General features: G+C 36.8%; 16 protein-coding genes and 1 riboswitch. Of the genes, 7 read left to right on the top strand and 9 right to left on the bottom strand.

Going from position 1 to position 17,539, the window contains the following annotated elements:
- Positions 1-90 precede the first annotated feature (90 nt).
- On the top strand, positions 91-996 hold the full coding sequence (locus NSS71_RS21060; RefSeq protein WP_341152013.1) for a LysR family transcriptional regulator: 906 nt from the start codon (positions 91-93) through the stop codon (positions 994-996).
- Between the two features lie 98 nt (positions 997-1,094).
- Here NSS71_RS21060 and NSS71_RS21065 read toward each other — a convergent pair whose 3' ends face one another.
- The 3 genes from NSS71_RS21065 to NSS71_RS21075 form a co-directional block, all read right to left on the bottom strand.
- On the bottom strand, positions 1,095-2,423 hold the full coding sequence (locus tag NSS71_RS21065; RefSeq protein WP_328283059.1) for an LLM class flavin-dependent oxidoreductase: 1,329 nt from the start codon (positions 2,421-2,423) through the stop codon (positions 1,095-1,097).
- A 264-nt stretch (positions 2,424-2,687) separates the two neighbouring features.
- Positions 2,688-4,163 carry a protein adenylyltransferase SelO gene (locus tag NSS71_RS21070; protein ID WP_341152014.1) on the bottom strand — a complete coding sequence of 492 codons (1,476 nt, stop codon included), beginning with the start codon at positions 4,161-4,163 and terminating at the stop codon, positions 2,688-2,690.
- 148 nt (positions 4,164-4,311) lie between these two features.
- On the bottom strand, positions 4,312-5,283 hold the full coding sequence (locus NSS71_RS21075) for a sensor domain-containing diguanylate cyclase (protein ID WP_095259195.1): 972 nt from the start codon (positions 5,281-5,283) through the stop codon (positions 4,312-4,314).
- Positions 5,284-5,391: 108 nt separating this feature from the next.
- Positions 5,392-5,477: riboswitch (cyclic di-GMP riboswitch) on the bottom strand.
- 255 nt (positions 5,478-5,732) lie between these two features.
- Here NSS71_RS21075 and NSS71_RS21080 point away from each other — a divergent pair.
- A complete protein-coding gene (locus NSS71_RS21080; protein WP_341152015.1) occupies positions 5,733-6,269 on the top strand; it encodes a CueP family metal-binding protein in 537 nt (178 codons plus the stop codon).
- A 48-nt stretch (positions 6,270-6,317) separates the two neighbouring features.
- Here the strand turns inward: NSS71_RS21080 and NSS71_RS21085 are convergent, their stop codons facing one another.
- From NSS71_RS21085 to NSS71_RS21095, 3 genes are all read right to left on the bottom strand, one after another.
- Positions 6,318-7,142, bottom strand: coding sequence for a GNAT family N-acetyltransferase (locus NSS71_RS21085; protein WP_047941648.1), 825 nt, complete (start codon positions 7,140-7,142; stop codon positions 6,318-6,320).
- Positions 7,143-7,207: 65 nt separating this feature from the next.
- Positions 7,208-8,269, bottom strand: a complete 1,062-nt coding sequence (locus NSS71_RS21090) for a UvrB/UvrC motif-containing protein (RefSeq protein WP_144580279.1) — start codon at positions 8,267-8,269, stop codon at positions 7,208-7,210.
- Positions 8,270-8,291: 22 nt separating this feature from the next.
- Complete coding sequence (locus tag NSS71_RS21095; RefSeq protein WP_341152016.1) at positions 8,292-9,257, bottom strand: S66 family peptidase; 966 nt, start codon at positions 9,255-9,257, stop codon at positions 8,292-8,294.
- Between the two features lie 124 nt (positions 9,258-9,381).
- Between NSS71_RS21095 and NSS71_RS21100 the strand changes: the two genes are divergently transcribed.
- Complete coding sequence (locus tag NSS71_RS21100) at positions 9,382-9,594, top strand: DUF5316 family protein (protein ID WP_341152017.1); 213 nt, start codon at positions 9,382-9,384, stop codon at positions 9,592-9,594.
- 15 nt (positions 9,595-9,609) lie between these two features.
- Here NSS71_RS21100 and abc-f read toward each other — a convergent pair whose 3' ends face one another.
- Positions 9,610-11,241: a ribosomal protection-like ABC-F family protein gene (abc-f, locus tag NSS71_RS21105; protein ID WP_047941652.1), complete on the bottom strand. Its 1,632-nt coding sequence runs from the start codon at positions 11,239-11,241 to the stop codon at positions 9,610-9,612.
- A gap of 536 nt (positions 11,242-11,777) precedes the next feature.
- Here abc-f and NSS71_RS21110 point away from each other — a divergent pair.
- On the top strand, positions 11,778-13,172 hold the full coding sequence (locus tag NSS71_RS21110) for an amino acid ABC transporter substrate-binding protein/permease (RefSeq protein WP_328283076.1): 1,395 nt from the start codon (positions 11,778-11,780) through the stop codon (positions 13,170-13,172).
- A complete protein-coding gene (locus NSS71_RS21115; protein WP_047941654.1) occupies positions 13,159-13,887 on the top strand; it encodes an amino acid ABC transporter ATP-binding protein in 729 nt (242 codons plus the stop codon). Before NSS71_RS21110 ends, NSS71_RS21115 begins: the two co-directional genes overlap by 14 nt.
- A 31-nt stretch (positions 13,888-13,918) precedes the next feature.
- On the opposite strand, the gene NSS71_RS21120 is transcribed toward NSS71_RS21115, so the two are convergent.
- Positions 13,919-14,266, bottom strand: coding sequence for a winged helix-turn-helix transcriptional regulator (locus NSS71_RS21120; protein ID WP_047941655.1), 348 nt, complete (start codon positions 14,264-14,266; stop codon positions 13,919-13,921).
- A gap of 172 nt (positions 14,267-14,438) precedes the next feature.
- On the opposite strand from NSS71_RS21120, the gene NSS71_RS21125 reads away from it, so the two are divergent.
- A complete protein-coding gene (locus tag NSS71_RS21125) occupies positions 14,439-15,299 on the top strand; it encodes an SDR family oxidoreductase (protein WP_047941656.1) in 861 nt (286 codons plus the stop codon).
- 42 nt (positions 15,300-15,341) lie between these two features.
- Here NSS71_RS21125 and NSS71_RS21130 read toward each other — a convergent pair whose 3' ends face one another.
- On the bottom strand, positions 15,342-16,175 hold the full coding sequence (locus tag NSS71_RS21130) for a helix-turn-helix transcriptional regulator (RefSeq protein ID WP_047941657.1): 834 nt from the start codon (positions 16,173-16,175) through the stop codon (positions 15,342-15,344).
- A 106-nt stretch (positions 16,176-16,281) separates the two neighbouring features.
- Here NSS71_RS21130 and fabF point away from each other — a divergent pair, with 106 nt between their 5' ends.
- On the top strand, positions 16,282-17,514 hold the full coding sequence (gene fabF, locus NSS71_RS21135; RefSeq protein WP_047941658.1) for a beta-ketoacyl-ACP synthase II: 1,233 nt from the start codon (positions 16,282-16,284) through the stop codon (positions 17,512-17,514).
- Positions 17,515-17,539 lie beyond the last annotated feature (25 nt).

Below are 17,539 nucleotides of genomic sequence, written 5' to 3' on the forward strand. Positions count from 1 at the left end.
ATAATAAAGCAAATAATCACAAAAGTATAATTAGTATAAATAAACAAACGATTCAGCTTTTTTAAATCTATAGGAAAGAGGGGGGTCTTTATGGAGATTCGTGCTATTCGCACCTTTACGACTATTGTAAAATATGGGAACTTTTTCAAAGCAGCTGAAGCATTAAATTATTCACAGCCAACTATCACGCTACATATTAAACATTTAGAAGAAGAAATAGGAGAAAAACTTCTAGAAAGAGGAAAAACTTTAAAAATGACCGAAGCTGGTCGTCTTTTTTATGAAAGGGCAATTGCACTCTTGAGAGAATATGACCGATTAGATAAAACTCGACAGGATTTAGAGGTTGGGTTAGCTGGATTAATTCGGATAGGAGTTTCTGAGCCTACAGCAAGTTTAGAGTTTCCAGCTATTTTGTCTTGCTTTAAAACGAAATACCCACAAGTAGTGATATCTGTTCATATCGCGGACGCTAATACTCTTAGTACCAAGCTATCTCATAATGAAATTGATTTCGCTATTTGTGGAGCTCCAGAAGTTTCCATGGAAAATATATTTAAACCCTTATATCATGATGATATCGTTTTGCTTTTACCAGACTCACACCCACTTGCCCATAAAACAATGGTAATGATTGAAGATTTGCGAAATGAAACTTTCTTGTTTACTCCACATAATTGCCCAATACGTATTAAAATAGAACAAACCCTCGTAGAAAAGATTGGTACTGACTATAAGAAAATAGAAATAAGCAGTAGTATGGCTCATAAACATTATGTTCAAGCAGGTCTAGGTATTTCTCTATTTACCCGTACTGCTCATTCATCCACGTTATTAGGAACCAAGGTTGTCGAAATAAGTGGGATTGAAGCTTCTCCTCCTATTGGACTTTTAAGAAAAACGAATGATACCAATGGCAAAGCAACAACTCATTTAATTGATTTAATAGAAGCCGCTTTTACAAATAAAGCAAAACGCCCAAATATTCTATTATGATAATTAGTAAAAAGAAAGAGGCCATCCTGAGAAGATAGCCCCTTTCTTTTTAGACACTTATGTTGAATTATATTATTTACGCTCCTTCCATAGTTGCTTTATTTAATAACATGTTGTTGAAATTGATTTTCCTTATAGGCTAAACCTAAATTTTCCCGTAAAGTATTACCTGTATATTCTTTTTGATAATACCCTTTTTCCTCCAAAATTGGAATAACATGAGCTATCCATTCTGACAGTCCGCTTCCTAGTATAGGAGCACCGAAAATAAAGCCATCTGCAGCTCCGCCTTCTACCCACTCAATTAATTGATTAGCTACTTGCTCATAAGTACCGAAAAATGAACTTTTAGGTGTAGTTACTTGTAAAGCAACCTCCCGAAGTGTCAAATTCTTATCCTTGGCTAATCTTTTTATGGAATCAGTTGTTGATTGAAAGCTATTGGCACCTAAATCGCCTATTTCAGGAAACGGTTCATCTAACGGAAATTTGCTAAAATCAAAGTGATCAAAAAATCTTCCTAAATAATTGAGGGCTTCTTCCATTGAAACAAGATTTTTTATTGTATGATATTTTTCTTCTGCTTCTTCTATCGTTCTTCCCGCTATTGGATGAATTCCAGGAAATATTTTAATATCCTTATTACTTCTTCCAAACTGTAATGCTCGATTTTTAATGTCTTCATAAAAAGCTTTTGCCTGCTGAAAAGAACTTGAATTTGTAAAAACTGCATCTGCTTCTTTGGCAGCAAGATTTTTTCCTGCTTCCGATGCTCCCGCCTGAAAAATAACAGGTTGCCCTTGAATCGATCTTTCAATATTTAACGGACCTTTTATAGAGAAATGCTTGCCTACATGGTTTAAAGTATGCAACTTCTCTTTATCAAAAAAAACACCTGTATGGCGATTTCTGATGAAAGCATCATCCTCCCAGGAATCCCAAAGCCCTCTTACTACCTCCAAATATTCTTCTGCTATCTCATATCTTAATGCATGATTAGGATGCTTTCTTATTGTATGATTATCGGCTGAACCTTCCAATGGAGAAGTAACAACATTCCACCCTGCCCTTCCATTACTTATCTTATCTAAAGAAGCAAATTGGCGGGCGATTGTAAATGGCTCACTATAAGAAGTAGAAACCGTGCCAACTAAACCAATATTTTTGGTTACTGTTGCAAGCGCAGATAAAATAGTTAAAGGTTCAAATCGATTTAAAAAATGAGGAATGGACTTCTCATTAATATAAAGACCATCTGCTACAAAAGCAAAACGAAATCCAGCTCCTTCCGCTTGTTTAATAATCGTTTGATAATATTCAATATTTACACTTGCATCTGGCGGAACAGACTCATCCTTCCATGCATTCATATGTCCTCCTGGTCCATGTAGCATAAGACCAAATTGAACTTGTTTTTTCTTTGACATAATATCCACCTCTCAAAAGTATTTAAAATTCTCACTAATTAAATAGGAATAGTATTTTTATAATAAATCAAATTTTCAAACAAGTATAATTAGAATTGTTAAACGAGCTATTTAGTATTCTTAATACAGTTAATTTTCACTATATACGGTGTCTCTATTAATTCTTCCTTGTATATAGAGAGATTGTTTTGAAATTCATTTCTTTCATAAAAAAAACACACATGAATTTTTGAGTACAAAATTCATGTGTGTTTTTTTATATCATTATGTCCCGCAATAGGTTTTATAAGCAGGGTTGATCTTCACTGGAGCTATGCCGTACTCCATTTGTGCTTTTGTATATGCATACGGGTTAGAAAGCATTTGTAATAATTCTTCCATTACACTTAAATCTCCGGCTTCTGCAGCATCAAGTGCTGCTTCGACACGATGATTGCGAGGGATGACAACTGGATTATGCTTTTTCATCAGTTCACGAGCAGCTACTTCTCCCCCTTCTTGCCCTGCAATTCTTTCCTTCCAAGCTTTATGCCATTCGCTAAATGCTTGATTTTTATTTAGTTCTAATCTTTCTACTTCCCCTAGTGTTAAAGCACGGAAAGTATCTGTATAGTCCGCCCGATTATTTTGCATGATACCAAGGAGCTTCTCTATCAGCTCAGCATCTTTTTCTTCTTCCGCTGCCACTAGTCCTAATTTTCCTCTCATTCCATCAAGCCAATGCTGCTGATAAAAAGGATTAAATTGATCTAATTGTTCTTGAGCAAGCTCCACTGCTTTTTCCATATCATCATGGAATAATGGCAGGAGGCTTTCAGCAAACCTGGCCAGATTCCACCCTGCTATTTTCGGCTGATTTCCATATGCATACCGACCTTGAACATCAATCGAGCTGAAAACAGTATCTAAATGGAAGCTATCCATAAACGCACATGGTCCATAGTCAATCGTCTCGCCACTAATCGTCATATTATCTGTGTTCATAACACCATGAATAAACCCAACTAATTGCCATTTTGCAATTAATGCAGCCTGCCGCTTCATTACTTCTCTAAACATTTCAACATACGGATTCCCATCTTTCTTAATCGTTGAGAAATGCCGTTCCATAGCATAATCCGCAAGTGCTTTAAGATCCTGCTTCGACTCAAGAGCAGCTGCATATTGAAAAGTTCCTACGCGAAGATGGCTTGCTGCTACTCTTGTTAAGACAGCTCCTGGCAAATTCATTTCACGGACAATCGTCTCGCCAGTAGCTACAACCGCTAAGCTTCTAGTAGTTGGAATGCCAAGCCCATGCATCGCTTCACTAATGATATACTCCCTTAGCATTGGCTTAAGCGCTGCTCTCCCGTCGCCACCGCGCGAATAGGGAGTTCGGCCAGAGCCTTTTAATTGGATATCGAATCGTTCACCTGATGGGGTGATCTGCTCTCCGATTAACATCGCCCTTCCATCACCCAGCATGGTCGGGTGGCCAAATTGATGGCCCACATATGCTTGGGCAAGAGGAAAGCCTCCTTCTGGAACCTCATTCCCGCTTAATACATCTATTATCTCAGGGTGCTGCAATTGCTCCCCATTTAATCCAAGAGTCTTAGCTAAATCCTCATTAAGTTTCACTAAGCTTGGGGAAATGACTGGATTTACTGTCATCTTAGAATAAAATATTTCGGGAAGACGAGCATAGCTATTATCAAAATTCCAGCCAGCATCTGTTTTTGTCTCTTTATTACTCATATTAGCTCCCTTCCATTTCTTTTTGATATTTCTATTATACCCTTTTCACCGTGGGGAACATGCAATAACACTTTGCAAAAAACAATTCTATATAAAGAAAACAGCTTTCCTTTAATTGAAAGCTGTCTTCCCTCTGCTATAAAACCAGTTATTCTGCCAATACTTTATGTTGATTTTCCTTTTTCTTTTGGACTTTATTTTGATACATATGATTATCCGCTTCTGTAAATAAGGCTGTCATTTTTCCAAGAGAGCTTTGACCAAATGCATAGCCAATCGACATTCTCACCATATTTTCTTCTACACATTTTCCCTTATCACTTAATCCCATCGTCATCCTCTTATATAACTCTTCTATTTCATCTTGTTTCATTCCTTGGATTAATAAGACAAATTCATCCCCGCCGATTCTTGAGACCGTAATATAAGGAGAAGAAAAAGTGTTTAATAATTTTCCAGCTGCTTTGATTAAATCATCGCCTTGTTTATGACCATACTTATCATTAACTTGTTTTAATTCGTCTAAATCACATAGGATAATGGCAATTACTTCATCTATTTTCGTATCGAATTCTTCCATCTTTTGTTCAAAGTAAAAACGATTATATACTTCTGTTAATGCATCATGAATCAGCTGATGTTCCAAATTCTCGCGTAGCCTTACTTTCTCGTCGATATTGCGAATGATTCCATGAATCGCTACAAGCTCTCCATGCTCATAAATAGGTGTCGCATATTCCTCAAACCATTTATAAGAACCGTCTGAACATCTCATTCGTTGAACCAATGGCTGACTATAATCAATTGCACCATGAAGTTTTTTGTACATAATGTCATAATCCTCGGGGTAAATTATGTCTAAAGGGGCATACGGATTTCGATAGAATTCCTTGACCATGCCATCCCCTAATACAGCATCAGCGGAAGGACTAATATACGAATGTCTCATTTGCGGCTTCACTTCATATCGATAAACGATGTCCTTTGAGCTTTCCACTAAGCGGAACATAATATCTTCTTTTTGTATTTTCGCTTTCCACTTATTATATTTACGCTTATCATTTTTTTTCCAAAAGAAAATACCTATCATTACTCCGCAGCAAAAATATAATATCCCCATTTTTCTCCTCACCTTACCATTAGTGAGACTATCATCGACATATTACAGCTATCCAAATAATAGAAAAAAGCTAATCTTCGACCGATTAGCCCTTCTTTATCAAGATAAATCGGTAACTGGCTGACTTAATCTCCAAGATCTTAGTCCCTATAGCTTTGCGTCTTCACCTTTCGATGAATTTGCCTTTATCATTTTATTATATTTAAATAATGAAAATACTCTATTTCCTTTTTCTAGTTTCTATTACAAATTTTATAGGAAAATAGACAGATACACAAGAGAAAGAAAGGACTTTTATCACAATTTTTACCAAACTTCTGAAAAATGAAAAAGCAATCGATTTTAAAAAAAAAATTCACAAAATCTCCATTTTTCTTTCATGATTTTTTGCTCTTTTTTGTTATCTTTATACATAAGCAGTCAAACTTGAAAGGGAGAATGCGATTAATATGAAAAAAACTAAACTTTTCATTCCGATATTTATTACCATACTATTTGCTGTAACGATTCTTTTAATTATTACCCAAAATAACCGCTATGAAAAAATCGACAATAGCGATGTCAAACAGCTTGTTCAAGATTATAGTTCTGGGAAGAAGTCAGCAGCTGCCGCTTCCATTACCTCTGATACATTAACGGTGAATACTCTCGACAACGAAGAGCATCTCTATCGCTTGCCCAAAGAAAAATTTTTTGTTTCTGTTGCTCCTTACTTAGTAGATACTCACCCTTGTGCCATCCATAATTTAGCTGGGTGCCGCGGGGAATTGGCAAATAAGGAATTCGCAGTATATATTGAAGATGACATGGGGAATGTTTATGTAGATGAACTTATAACTTCTCAGCCAAACGGGTTTATCGATTTATGGCTTCCTCGCAATAAAGATTTAAAAATAACCATCTCCTATAATGGCAAAACAGCTAAATCGGATCTCGCTACTTTTAAAGATGATAATACGTGTAATACTGCTCTTCCTTTGACATAAGGATAGAAGGTATCTAGATGGACATTTAGATACCTTCTATCAAAAGAGTTATTTATATTCATAATAGTCCTGTGAATGATAGCTTCGAAATCCACAAGACTCATAAAGTTTAAGCGCTCGAGCATTTTTTGCTTCTACTTCTAAAAAGATAGGAAGGCCTTTTTCCTTTTCCATTTTTACCACTTTCGATAACGCCCTTCTGCCAATTCCTTTTCCGCGAAGCTCTGGAATAACAACAAAACCGTAAATCCATGCTTCTCCATCGGTTTCAGAAACTCTGATTTTCCCCGCTGTTTTTCCATCTACCTCAATAATCATGCGTTTATCACCAGCCTGCTCCGTTATGGTGTTAACGTAATCGCGAGCATCCTCCTCAGCTATACCAAAGCCTAAAACATCAAGCTCTATTTCTATTTCTTTATCCTGATCATAATCATATGGTCTTAAAGAAATCGCAGCATCCTCTATTAAATCTTCCTTATGCCATTTCATTTGATGTTCCGAAAAGGCATAGGAACATGGTAGCTTATCTAGAAATACTTTTGCACTCTGCGATGCAGCAGGAGCATTCAATAATATACTCGTAGCTTCTCTCTGTCTTGCTGTTTCTAAGCCTTCTTCCAGCAAAGCTGTAAAAATCCCGTTCCGGCGAAAATGTGGATGAACCATACCACACAACTCAACTTTTTTGCCAAAATAGTAGCTCCCTAAAAAGCCAACTAGTTTGCCGTCTACATAATAAAAAAAGTCCTCTTTCTTTTCTCCATTTCTATTTTCGAGCATATCAAAGTTAAGTTTTAACTCAAAGCCTTCTTTTTTCTCACAAATATCCTTAAGCTCTCTAATTTCATTAATTTGTTCTTTCGACAGCATATTGATTTCTCCTCTATTTTAGGATGTCACTGCATTTTTATCTGTATTTCCTGAAAAATTTCTTATTAATGAAAGGGAATGATTTTCCTGAGACTGTTTTCCAAATTACCACATTCTCTATTTCCCTGCCATTCGGCCTCTACGACCACATACCGACAATTGCCGCTGTTTAAATAGTTATAAATAATATAAGCTTCGTCTATTTCTGCCTTATCTAACGTACCGACAGGCAGATTCTTTCTTGAAAGATATGTACAAATCTGCCTCTTCACCACTTGCATATCAAAATGATTTGCTTCATATATTTGCCGGTACAAAATCTGATTTCGTTTAATCAGAAATAGCTTTATACGATCGTTATTTAAATGCTCGACTGCTAGAAAAAGATTTTCGACCATAAAATTTATTACTGTCTCTGTTTGCAGAATCGTCTTTATTTTGGCAATGGTATCTCTTATTTCCGCTGCTTTTTCAAAATCAAAATTACTAGAAGCTTCGCTCATTTCGGCGGACATTTCTTCTAGTATTCTAGTATCCTTTTTTTTAAATAAAGAGATAAGACGATGGATAATTTGTTGATACGTTTCTTCAGCTATTGGATTGAAGCAAATCCCTATACACTTTCCGATTGTATAATTGAGACATGGACTATTACTTCTTGTCGTTTTGGAACAATCTATTTTATAAAATGATTGGATTCCTTTTATTGCATTTTCTACTGTTCTTTTACTAGTAAAAGGACCAAAATAATAATGAATATCATCCTTCTCCAATTCATTTACAATCTCCATACGGTAGGATCCCTTCTGCCATCGGAATACGATGTAGTTGTATGCCTTTGTCGCTTTCATCATCCGATTGTACATGGGCTGGATTTCTTTTATTAACTTACATTCCAGCATTAATGCCTCAAACTCTGTATCTGTGACAATAAAGTCAAAATCCTTTATATGCTTCACTAATTTCTCTATTTTACCAATCCGATTTTTCGAATGCTGAAAATATGAAGAAACTCTATTTTTTAATGTTTTGGATTTGCCAACGTAAATGATTTGTCCAGAGGAATCCTTCATCAAATACACCCCTGGAGATGCTGGTAGATTTTTTATCTTTTCTTTAAGCTCCAAGTCGATTCCTCCATTGAACCATTTAAAAAGTAGTCAATTTAATTCCATGGTTCTTTGTATCAATCTCTACTTCTCCCCCAATGGGGAAAGTAAAGACTGGTTGGATATGACCAAAATCCACATCATATAGGACAGGGATTTGCTGCAAAAGAGGATGTTTATCTAAAATAAACAAAAGCTGCTCTTCAGTCATTTTCGAAGCTCGTTGAAATCTCCCAATTACTAATGCTTTAATTATTCCTGCTGTCTGCAGCAAGGAGGTTAAATCTCTTGCGAATGTTTCTGGAATAGTTAATTCATCATCTTCTATAAATAGAATGCTGTCTTTAAGATTAGGCATATATTCTGTTCCCTGCAGTAAATTTAAGGTACATAAATTACCACCAAACAATTGCCCTTTTGCACTCCCCTCTTGGTATACCTTCCAGCCTCCAGGTTCATATCGACGATTTTCTTGATCCAAATACCATGCATCATCTGTCCATACATCAGAAGGTTCTATGATGAACGCACTAGTTTCCATCACGCATTTCTGAAAATATTCTGTTTGGTATTCCTGCAGCTTTTCCATTTGAAAGCTAGAAAAATGTGGACCAGAATAGGTAATAAAATCAGCCTTGGTTGTAATTGCAGCTGCTAAAGCGGTAATATCACTATACCCACAAAGTATCTTCGGGTTAGCTTTTATTAAATCAAAATCTAAATAAGGCAACAGCTCGTTGCTGTTAAATCCGCCAATTACCGTTAATATTCCTTTTACATTTTGATCCCGAAAAGCATCATGAATGTCCTCCACCCGATGCTCAATCGTGGAGGAGAATTGTAAGTCCGATTCAAAAATGTGCTTCCCAAACGTCACAATAAATCCAAGATTCTCTAATCTTTTCTTTGCTTGCTCTATTCCCTCTTCTGATAAAATTGCTGCACTTCGACTAGGGGCAATCACTCTAATTTCATCACCCTTTTGTAGCTTAGCAGGTATCCTCATGACTATTCCTCCTCTTTCTTCTTATTAAAGCATAAATAATCACATATTTCTGTAACTTTAAGTTGAAACAATACGTATAATTAACACAAGAAAATTGCTTCTTATTTAAAAAGGAGGAAGATCTATGTTTATGTTTTTTTTCCTCATCGGTATCATTTCGATCTTCATCGCGGTGACGATGGTCGGAGCATGGCCAGATGGCAGACAGCACAGAAATCATCATTTTACAGAAACCGAACAAGATCGCACATTAAACGCAAAAATTTCCATAATAACCTTTCTAATTGGGGGAGTATTATTAGCAATAGCTGGAATAATTAATTATTTTACAAATTAAAAGGGGAATAATCCCCTATAGCTCCTTTATTTGCTTTGTTAATTCCAGAAACTTTCTATCTAATTCCGCATATTCCTTATCCTTCGGTGTCATAAAGCTTAATTTTCCTAATACTTCTTGTCTTTCTGTCTCCAGCTTTAGCCGTAATTCTTCTTTATTATCTCTATCCCGTTTTGGAGACTCCGTCCATTGCCTTTGAATCGTTCCATCGCCTATGATTAGTTTACTTGTCGTTGTTTGCTCTAGAAAATAACGGTCATGCGAAACAATAATAAGCGTTCCATTATACTGGGATAGCGTTTTTTCTAATTGTTCCCGGGAAGGTAAATCCAGATGGTTTGTTGGTTCATCGAGTATGAGCACATCTTTTTCTTCTAAAATATAAGCCATTAATTTGCATTTCACCCGTTCTCCCATGCTCATATTTTTTATTGGTTCCTTCCATTGAGAAGCCATAAATCCTAAATGTTTCATCAGTGTTTGTACTTTTCCTCTTTCTTCAAATGTTTCTTTGAAAAACAGCTGTTCCGGTGTTTCCTCTAAAGGAAGATCGAATACTTCCTGTGTTAAATAACCGATAGTGGCTGTCGGTGAAATCCAAACTTCTCCATCGGCCTTTTCTTTTCCTAAAATAATATTTAACAAGGTTGTTTTCCCACTTCCATTAGGTCCCATAATCGCAACCTTTTCCCCATGCTGAATCGTTACATTCACCTTTTTAAACAACAATTTAGCGTCAAACGCTTTCGATAAATCTTTGATTTCCAAAAAGCGTTTCCCCTTCTTTTTATTCGCTTCAATCGAAAAAGCTACCGTATACTCTTCGTCTAAACGTTCCACTTTATTTTTTTCCAGCTCTTTTTCTAACCGTTTTTGCTTTGATTTGACTTGGGCATCCATTCGTTTGGCCTTTGTGCGGTAATATTCTTTTGGGAATTCCTGTTTGGTTGATTGGGCATGCGCTTTCTTAGACCAAGAGGTGAGTTCCTTCATTTGTCCTTCCACTTGTTTAATCTTCTTCTGCTGTTTATCATACTCCCGCTGCTGGGATAATCTCTTTTGCTCGCGTGCCTCCATATAGCTCGTATAATTCCCTTTATATTCGATAAGCTGTTTATTTTCAAGTGACCAGATTTTTGTTGTAACTGTATCCAAGAAATAGCGGTCATGGGAAACGATTATAATGGTTCCTTTATATGCTGTTATTTGGTCGAGCAGCAGTGCCATACTTTGTTCATCTAAGTGATTGGTTGGTTCGTCTAATAGTAATAAATCAGCATCGTGGGCAAAGCCTTTAACAAGACGTGCTTTTAATTTTTCCCCGCCACTCATTACTCGGAAGTCCTTTGTCGGCACCTGCCATTTCTCTAATAGCTTCGATTCCAAAAAAGTTTCTTTCTGTAAGTCGTAGTTTTCGGTTTCCTGTTCGACCATTTTTACCAATAAGTCTTCCTTTACCCACTTGATATGTCCATCTGTAGGGACAATTTCTTTATTTATTAACTGCAGTAAAGTAGATTTTCCTGCACCATTTTTACCAATAATCCCAATAACTTCTCCTTGCTGTACACTTGCATTTATATTTGTAAAAATAGTAGTATCCAGCACTTCATATCCGACATTAACTAACTTTAAAAGTTCTTGCATTTTATCAAACCCTTTCAGAAGGGAGAAAAAAATCCTCCCAAATTTTCTCTGGAAGGATTAGCCGTACCTAATTATTTGCTCATTCACAACATACATAACCGATATACAAAAAGCGTGCATATCGACCAATCATTGTGCACATACCATTAGAGATATGCTTTGAAAAAGCGATTTATGGAAATGGGCAGACTAATCCTATTTTTTGTTCCATTTGAAATGTATTTCATTCAAATTTTGGAAAAATAAGATTAGTTCTTCATCGTTCACCCATCATCCCTTTCGTTATAAGTAACTGTAGTATAACATACTTGCTATTATGTATTCCACCCTCTTAAAAATAATTGGTAAATTTTATCTTTATATTCCTATCTGTACAAGATCAAAATTGTTTAGTATTATTTTAATTATGTTTTGTTAGGTAATCTAACATGTTATACCAGAACTTTATAACTTTAGAAAAACGAAAAGGAGTTGTACGAATGAAAGAAAAGAAAAGGATGTCTAAATTAGTTTTATTCTTCGTAGTTATCTTAACTATGCTGAATATTATTTCTCCTATATCAAAAGCAGAAGCAAAGGAGAAAATATATCAGATTGCAACAGATATTACATTTGCGCCATTTGAATTTCAGGATGTAAATGGGGACTTCGTCGGAATCGATATGGATTTAATGGCTGCTATTGCGAAAGATCAAGGTTTCAAATATGAAATGAAGCCACTTGGATTTAACGCAGCTGTTCAAGCACTTGAATCAAAACAAGTGGATGCTGTTATTGCCGGGATGAGCATTACAGATGAACGACAAATGAAATTCGATTTCTCGGAACCCTATTTTGATTCTGGTATCATTATGGCCGTCGACAGCGATAATGATAAAGTCTCCTCCTATAAAGACTTAAAAGGTCAAAAGGTTGCTGTTAAAACAGGAACAGAGGGGGCAAGCTTTGCAGAAAGCATCAAAGACAAATATGGTTTTTCCATCGTAACATTTGATGATTCTGCTAATATGTACGAAGAAGTAAGAACTGGAAATTCCGTAGCTGTATTTGATGATTATCCAGTATTAGCATATGGAATCAAGCAAGGAAATGGCCTTAAAATTGTGACAGATAAAGAAGCAGGAGCCTCTTATGGATTCGCTGTTTCTAAAGGACAAAATACAGAGCTTCTTGAAATGTTTAACACTGGATTAGCCAATTTAAAGGCATCTGGAGAATATCAAGAAATATTAGATAAATACTTAGAAACTGGATCAGATGAAGAAGCTAAGAGTGGCTTTTTTGGTTTATTAAAAGAGAGCTTCCCTAGCTTATTATCTGGTTTAAAAATGACACTTATCTTAACAGTCGTTTCTCTATTAATTGCAACTGTACTAGGAATTATCTTTGGACTATTACGTATTGCCAAAAGTAAAATTTTACGAACAATTGCTGGTATATACATCGATATTTTCCGAGGAACACCATTAATCGTTCAAGCATTCTTTATTTACTTCGGAATTCCAGCAGCTCTTGACTTCCGAATTACAGCTGTTGCTGCCGGTCTTATTACATTAAGTTTAAATGCTGGTGCTTACATGGCTGAAATTGTTCGCGGAGGCATTCAATCGGTTGATAAAGGACAGATGGAGGCTGCTCGCAGTCTAGGACTTCCTTATGGAAAAGCAATGAGAAAGGTAGTGCTTCCACAGGCTATCCAATTAATGATTCCAGCATTTATTAACCAATTTGTTATTACACTAAAAGATACGTCTATTCTTTCCATTATCGGTATTAACGAATTGACACAAAGCGGAAAAATTATTATTGCAAGAAACTTAGAATCATTCCAAATGTGGCTGATCGTCGGTATTATGTACTTTATCGTTATTATGATTCTAACAAAAGTATCAAATCGATTAGAAAGAAGGATTAAAAATGGCCAAGCTTAAAGTGACGAATCTGAAAAAATCATATGGTAATCTTGAAGTTTTAAAATCAATTGATTTACAGGTAACAGAGGGCGAAGTTGTTTGTTTAATTGGTCCTTCTGGCTCCGGAAAAAGTACCCTTCTTCGCTGCTTAAATATGTTAGAAGAAGTTACAAGTGGCGAAGTTGTTGTAAATGACTTTAAATTAACAGATAAGAAAAATGATATTAACAAAATCAGAGAAAATATCGGAATGGTGTTTCAGCATTTCAATCTTTTCCCGCATCTAACGGTTCTGGAAAATATCACCCTTGCTCCAGTTGATTTGAAAAAAGCAACACCACAGCAAGCGAAAGAAAAAGCCTTACAACTATTAGACCGTGTCGGCTTAAAGGATAAAGCTAATGAAAATCCTTCTAAATTATCTGGCGGTCAAAAGCAAAGGGTTGCCATTGCCCGCGCCCTTGCGATGAACCCTGATATTATGCTGTTCGATGAGCCAACAAGTGCACTTGATCCTGAAATGGTCGGAGAAGTATTAAACGTTATTAAGCAATTAGCTCAAGAAGGAATGACGATGGTAATTGTTACACATGAGATGGGCTTCGCTAGAGAAGTAGCAGACCGCGTAATCTTCATGGATAATGGCTATATCGTGGAAGAGGGTACACCACAAGAGATTTTTGGAAACCCACAAAATGAGCGTACAAAAGATTTCTTGAATAAAGTATTGTAAAGCTAATGGGGACAATTATTTGTCCCCATTTTTATTCCTTAAAATGCTTTTTCCCCCACTCTCCCATTAAATCAAGAATAGGAATAAAGCTAACTCCCTTTTCTGTTAAGGAATATTCCACTTTGGGAGGCACTTCTTTATAAACTTCTCTGTGTACCATTTGATCTGCTTCTAATTCTCTTAACTGCCTTGTTAAAATCCCTTTTGATATGCCAGGCAATAGTCTTTGCAATTCATTAAACCGTTTTGTCCCCTGACTTAAATGCCATAAGATAATAATTTTCCATCTTCCCGCCGTTAAATTTTGTGTATAAGTTACAGGACAAAAACCCTCCTCATCGATTGAGACAGATTCATTTTGAACAAAAAAACGTGCCATTTTCTCTCTCCTTCCCATGGTACTATTTATGTGACTATGTCATAAAAAAATAACTACTTTCATTTTTTTAACTATAAATATACTATATACCTATATTGGATATCCAACAACACATCTTGTTAAAGTCGCTGGGGTATAATGAAAGAAAAACATTAATTGGAGGGAATTTCAAATGAAACTATTAGTAACAGGTGCCACTGGTAAACTTGGCTCTAAAATCGTAAATGTTTTATTAGCAAAAGTACCTGCTGATCAGCTTGCTGTCAGTGTACGCAATCCAGAAAAAGCAGAGGATTTACGCGCAAAAGGCGTAGATGTTCGCCATGGAGATTTCGATAAGCCAGAAACTTTGGCAGCAGCCTTTAAAGGAATCGATCGCCTATTAATTATTTCAGCAGATGGAGATACGGAAACTAGAATTCGCCAACACAATACTGCTGTCGATGCTGCTAAAAATGCTGGTGTTTCCTTTATCGCATATACAAGTATTGCGAATGCACAGGAAAGCACCAATTTCCTTGCTGAAGTTCATAAAGCAACAGAAATCGCTATTCAAAAAACAGGTATCCCTTATTCCTTCTTACGTAATAACTGGTACCTAGAAAATGAGCTTTCTACTATTCAAGGAGTTCAAGCTGGAGCACCGTGGGTTACCTCTGCTGGCAGCGGAAAGGTCGGCTGGGCTTTACAGCAGGACTATGCAGAAGCTGCAGCAGAAGTGCTAGCCGGTGAAGGACACGAAAATACGATTTATGAACTTTCTGGCAAACCTTTATCACAAGAAGAAATCGCTGCCGCTGTTAGCCAGGTGATTGGAAAAGAAGTGCCTGTCCAACATGTAGATGACAGTAAATATGCAGAAATAATGACACAAGCTGGCATACCTGATTTTGTTGTTCCTATGCTTGCAGCAATTCAAAAGGATATTCGCGAAGGTACATTAGATATTGAAAGCAATGATTTTGAAAAATTGCTGGGCCGTTCGGAAACACCTGTAGTGGATGGAGTTAGAAAGCTTATTTCTAATTCTTAATAAATAGAGAAGGGGACACAATAAACGACTGTGTCCCCTCTTTCATTTCATCAAATGCTGAATCTTCTCCTCTGTCCCTGTTCCATCAACAGGCGTATAAATGCTGCATCTTAAATCATTCGCGCCATGGACTTGTAAGGAGGTTAAATTATAAATCATTTTCCCCGCCTTCGAGTGGCGAAATTCAATTAACACCTCAGGAGCAGAACTTACTTCACTTTCATTCCACATTCTATTAAAGTCTGGATAGTTCTTTTTCATGTCTTCGATAAATTCTTGATACCACTCATCTGCCATATATTGTCCTAAATATGTTCTAAAGATGGAAATGAATCCTTTTACAAAGTCCTCCCAATTGACAGCTAATGCTCTTAGTTCTTTTCTGGAAAAAAGCAATTCAATGAGATTTCTCTTTTCCGATGGGATTTTTTCAAAGTCTAGGAATACTTGCTTGGCGGCTTCATTCCACCCAACGATAAAAGAACGGCGATCCGTTATAATAGTTGGACAGTAGCGAAGTTCCTTTAAAATTCTTTCTAAAGCTGGAGTCATCATCTCTTCTTCTGCCTCTTTAGGAAAAAAAGAATTTCCCTCCTCAAACGCTAAACCGTATACATATTTTCGTTCATCAGAATTTAATTGCAGCGCATCTGCTACTGCATCGAGAACAGAGATAGACACTTTAATATCTCTACCTTGCTCTAGCCAGGTATACCAGGTAGTGCTTACTCCCGCTAATTGTGCCACTTCCTCACGGCGGAGTCCTGCTGTTCTTCTTCTCGTTCCAGCTGGGAGCCCAACCATTTGCGGCTGTATCTTAGAGCGCTTTGTTTTCAAAAATTCCGAGAGGGCTTCTAGCCTTATATCTCTATTCATATCCATTCTCCTTTTTAAGCTAGTACTATTTATACTAGTATAAACTACAACTTGTAATAGGATAAGAAAAGGATACAATAAAGAAAAAAGGAATGGGGGAAAAATCGTGAAAAGAGTTGTTGTCACTGGAATGGGAATTATTTCACCGTTAGGAAATAACGTGGATGAATATTGGCAGAACCTCTTAAAAGGGGAATCAGGAATCCGTTCTATCGACCATTTAGATGTATCTAATTCCAAAACAAGAATAGCTGGAGTAGTAACTGACTTTCATCCAGATGAAAGATGGGGAGCAAAGGAAGCAAAAAAACTGGACCGATTTAGCCAGTTTGCTTTAGCTGCAGCAGAAGAAGCCTTAACAAATTCACAATTAGACTTAGATTTAATAGATAAAGAGCGAATGGGTGTTTATGTAGGATCAGGAATCGGCGGTTTGACCACCCTTATCGATAATGTAAATACATTAAATCAAAGAGGTCCTAATCGAGTCAGTCCTAACTTAGTACCGATGATGATTTCCAATGCAGCTGCAGCGCAAATTAGTATTAGATTCGGAGCTCAAGGTCCTTCCCTCTCTCCGGTAACAGCTTGTTCCATTGGAAATACATCGATTGGGGAAGCCTTTCATACCATTCGAAATGGTGATGCAGATGTGATGTTTGCAGGCGGATCGGAAGCTGCTATTACGAATCTTTCCTTAGCAAGCTTCGGGAATGCCAGAGCATTATCGACAAAAAATAACGAACCGGCTTCAGCAAGTAGACCTTTTGATAAAAATCGAGATGGATTCGTGATGAGTGAAGGGGCAGCTATTTTAGTAGTGGAAGACTTGGAACATGCTATAAAGCGTAATGCTCCCATTTTAGCTGAAATCATTGGATATGGCGCAAGCTCAGATGCCTATCATATGGTGGCTACCCATCCAGATGGAAGAGGAGCATATCTTGCTATGAAGCGGGCATTAACTAAAGCAAATATTTCTCCTTCTGATGTAGATGTGATTAGCGCACATGCAACTAGTACACCTGTCGGCGATCTCTCGGAAACATTAGCAATTAAGAAATTATTTGAAGAAGACGCCTATAAAATCCCTGTGACAGCTAATAAGTCCATGCTTGGTCATATGCTTGGTGCTGCTGGTGGAGCGGAAGCAATTGCTTTAGTACAGAGCTTGAGAGAAGGGATTATCCCGCCAACTACTAATTTGGAAACTCCAGACCCAGACTGTGATTTAGACTATGTTCCAGAAGGAGCAAGAAAAGCCGGAATATCCATTGGTCTCTCTAATTCCTTTGGCTTTGGCGGTCATAACTCAGCAATTTTGTTAAAGAAATATTAATAGAAAAGACTAGGAAAAAGGAATG

Origin of the sequence: Niallia sp. FSL W8-0951 (genome assembly GCF_038006525.1) — a bacterium.
Taxonomy (GTDB): domain Bacteria; phylum Bacillota; class Bacilli; order Bacillales; family Cytobacillaceae; genus Niallia; species Niallia circulans.

Bases quoted from the DNA above. Each gene is read 5' to 3' on its own strand.
- NSS71_RS21120 (WP_047941655.1), bottom strand. From the start codon at position 14,266: ATGGCACGTTTTTTTGTTCAAAATGAATCTGTCTCAATCGATGAGGAG.
- NSS71_RS21060 (WP_341152013.1), top strand. From the start codon at position 91: ATGGAGATTCGTGCTATTCGCACCTTTACGACTATTGTAAAATATGGG.
- abc-f (WP_047941652.1), bottom strand. From the start codon at position 11,241: ATGCAAGAACTTTTAAAGTTAGTTAATGTCGGATATGAAGTGCTGGAT.
- NSS71_RS21075 (WP_095259195.1), bottom strand. From the start codon at position 5,283: ATGGGGATATTATATTTTTGCTGCGGAGTAATGATAGGTATTTTCTTT.
- NSS71_RS21110 (WP_328283076.1), top strand. From the start codon at position 11,778: ATGCTGAATATTATTTCTCCTATATCAAAAGCAGAAGCAAAGGAGAAA.
- NSS71_RS21070 (WP_341152014.1), bottom strand. From the start codon at position 4,163: ATGAGTAATAAAGAGACAAAAACAGATGCTGGCTGGAATTTTGATAAT.
- NSS71_RS21065 (WP_328283059.1), bottom strand. From the start codon at position 2,423: ATGTCAAAGAAAAAACAAGTTCAATTTGGTCTTATGCTACATGGACCA.
- NSS71_RS21085 (WP_047941648.1), bottom strand. From the start codon at position 7,142: ATGCTGTCGAAAGAACAAATTAATGAAATTAGAGAGCTTAAGGATATT.
- NSS71_RS21095 (WP_341152016.1), bottom strand. From the start codon at position 9,257: ATGAGGATACCTGCTAAGCTACAAAAGGGTGATGAAATTAGAGTGATT.
- NSS71_RS21130 (WP_047941657.1), bottom strand. From the start codon at position 16,175: ATGAATAGAGATATAAGGCTAGAAGCCCTCTCGGAATTTTTGAAAACA.
- NSS71_RS21125 (WP_047941656.1), top strand. From the start codon at position 14,439: ATGAAACTATTAGTAACAGGTGCCACTGGTAAACTTGGCTCTAAAATC.
- NSS71_RS21115 (WP_047941654.1), top strand. From the start codon at position 13,159: ATGGCCAAGCTTAAAGTGACGAATCTGAAAAAATCATATGGTAATCTT.
- NSS71_RS21080 (WP_341152015.1), top strand. From the start codon at position 5,733: ATGAAAAAAACTAAACTTTTCATTCCGATATTTATTACCATACTATTT.
- NSS71_RS21100 (WP_341152017.1), top strand. From the start codon at position 9,382: ATGTTTATGTTTTTTTTCCTCATCGGTATCATTTCGATCTTCATCGCG.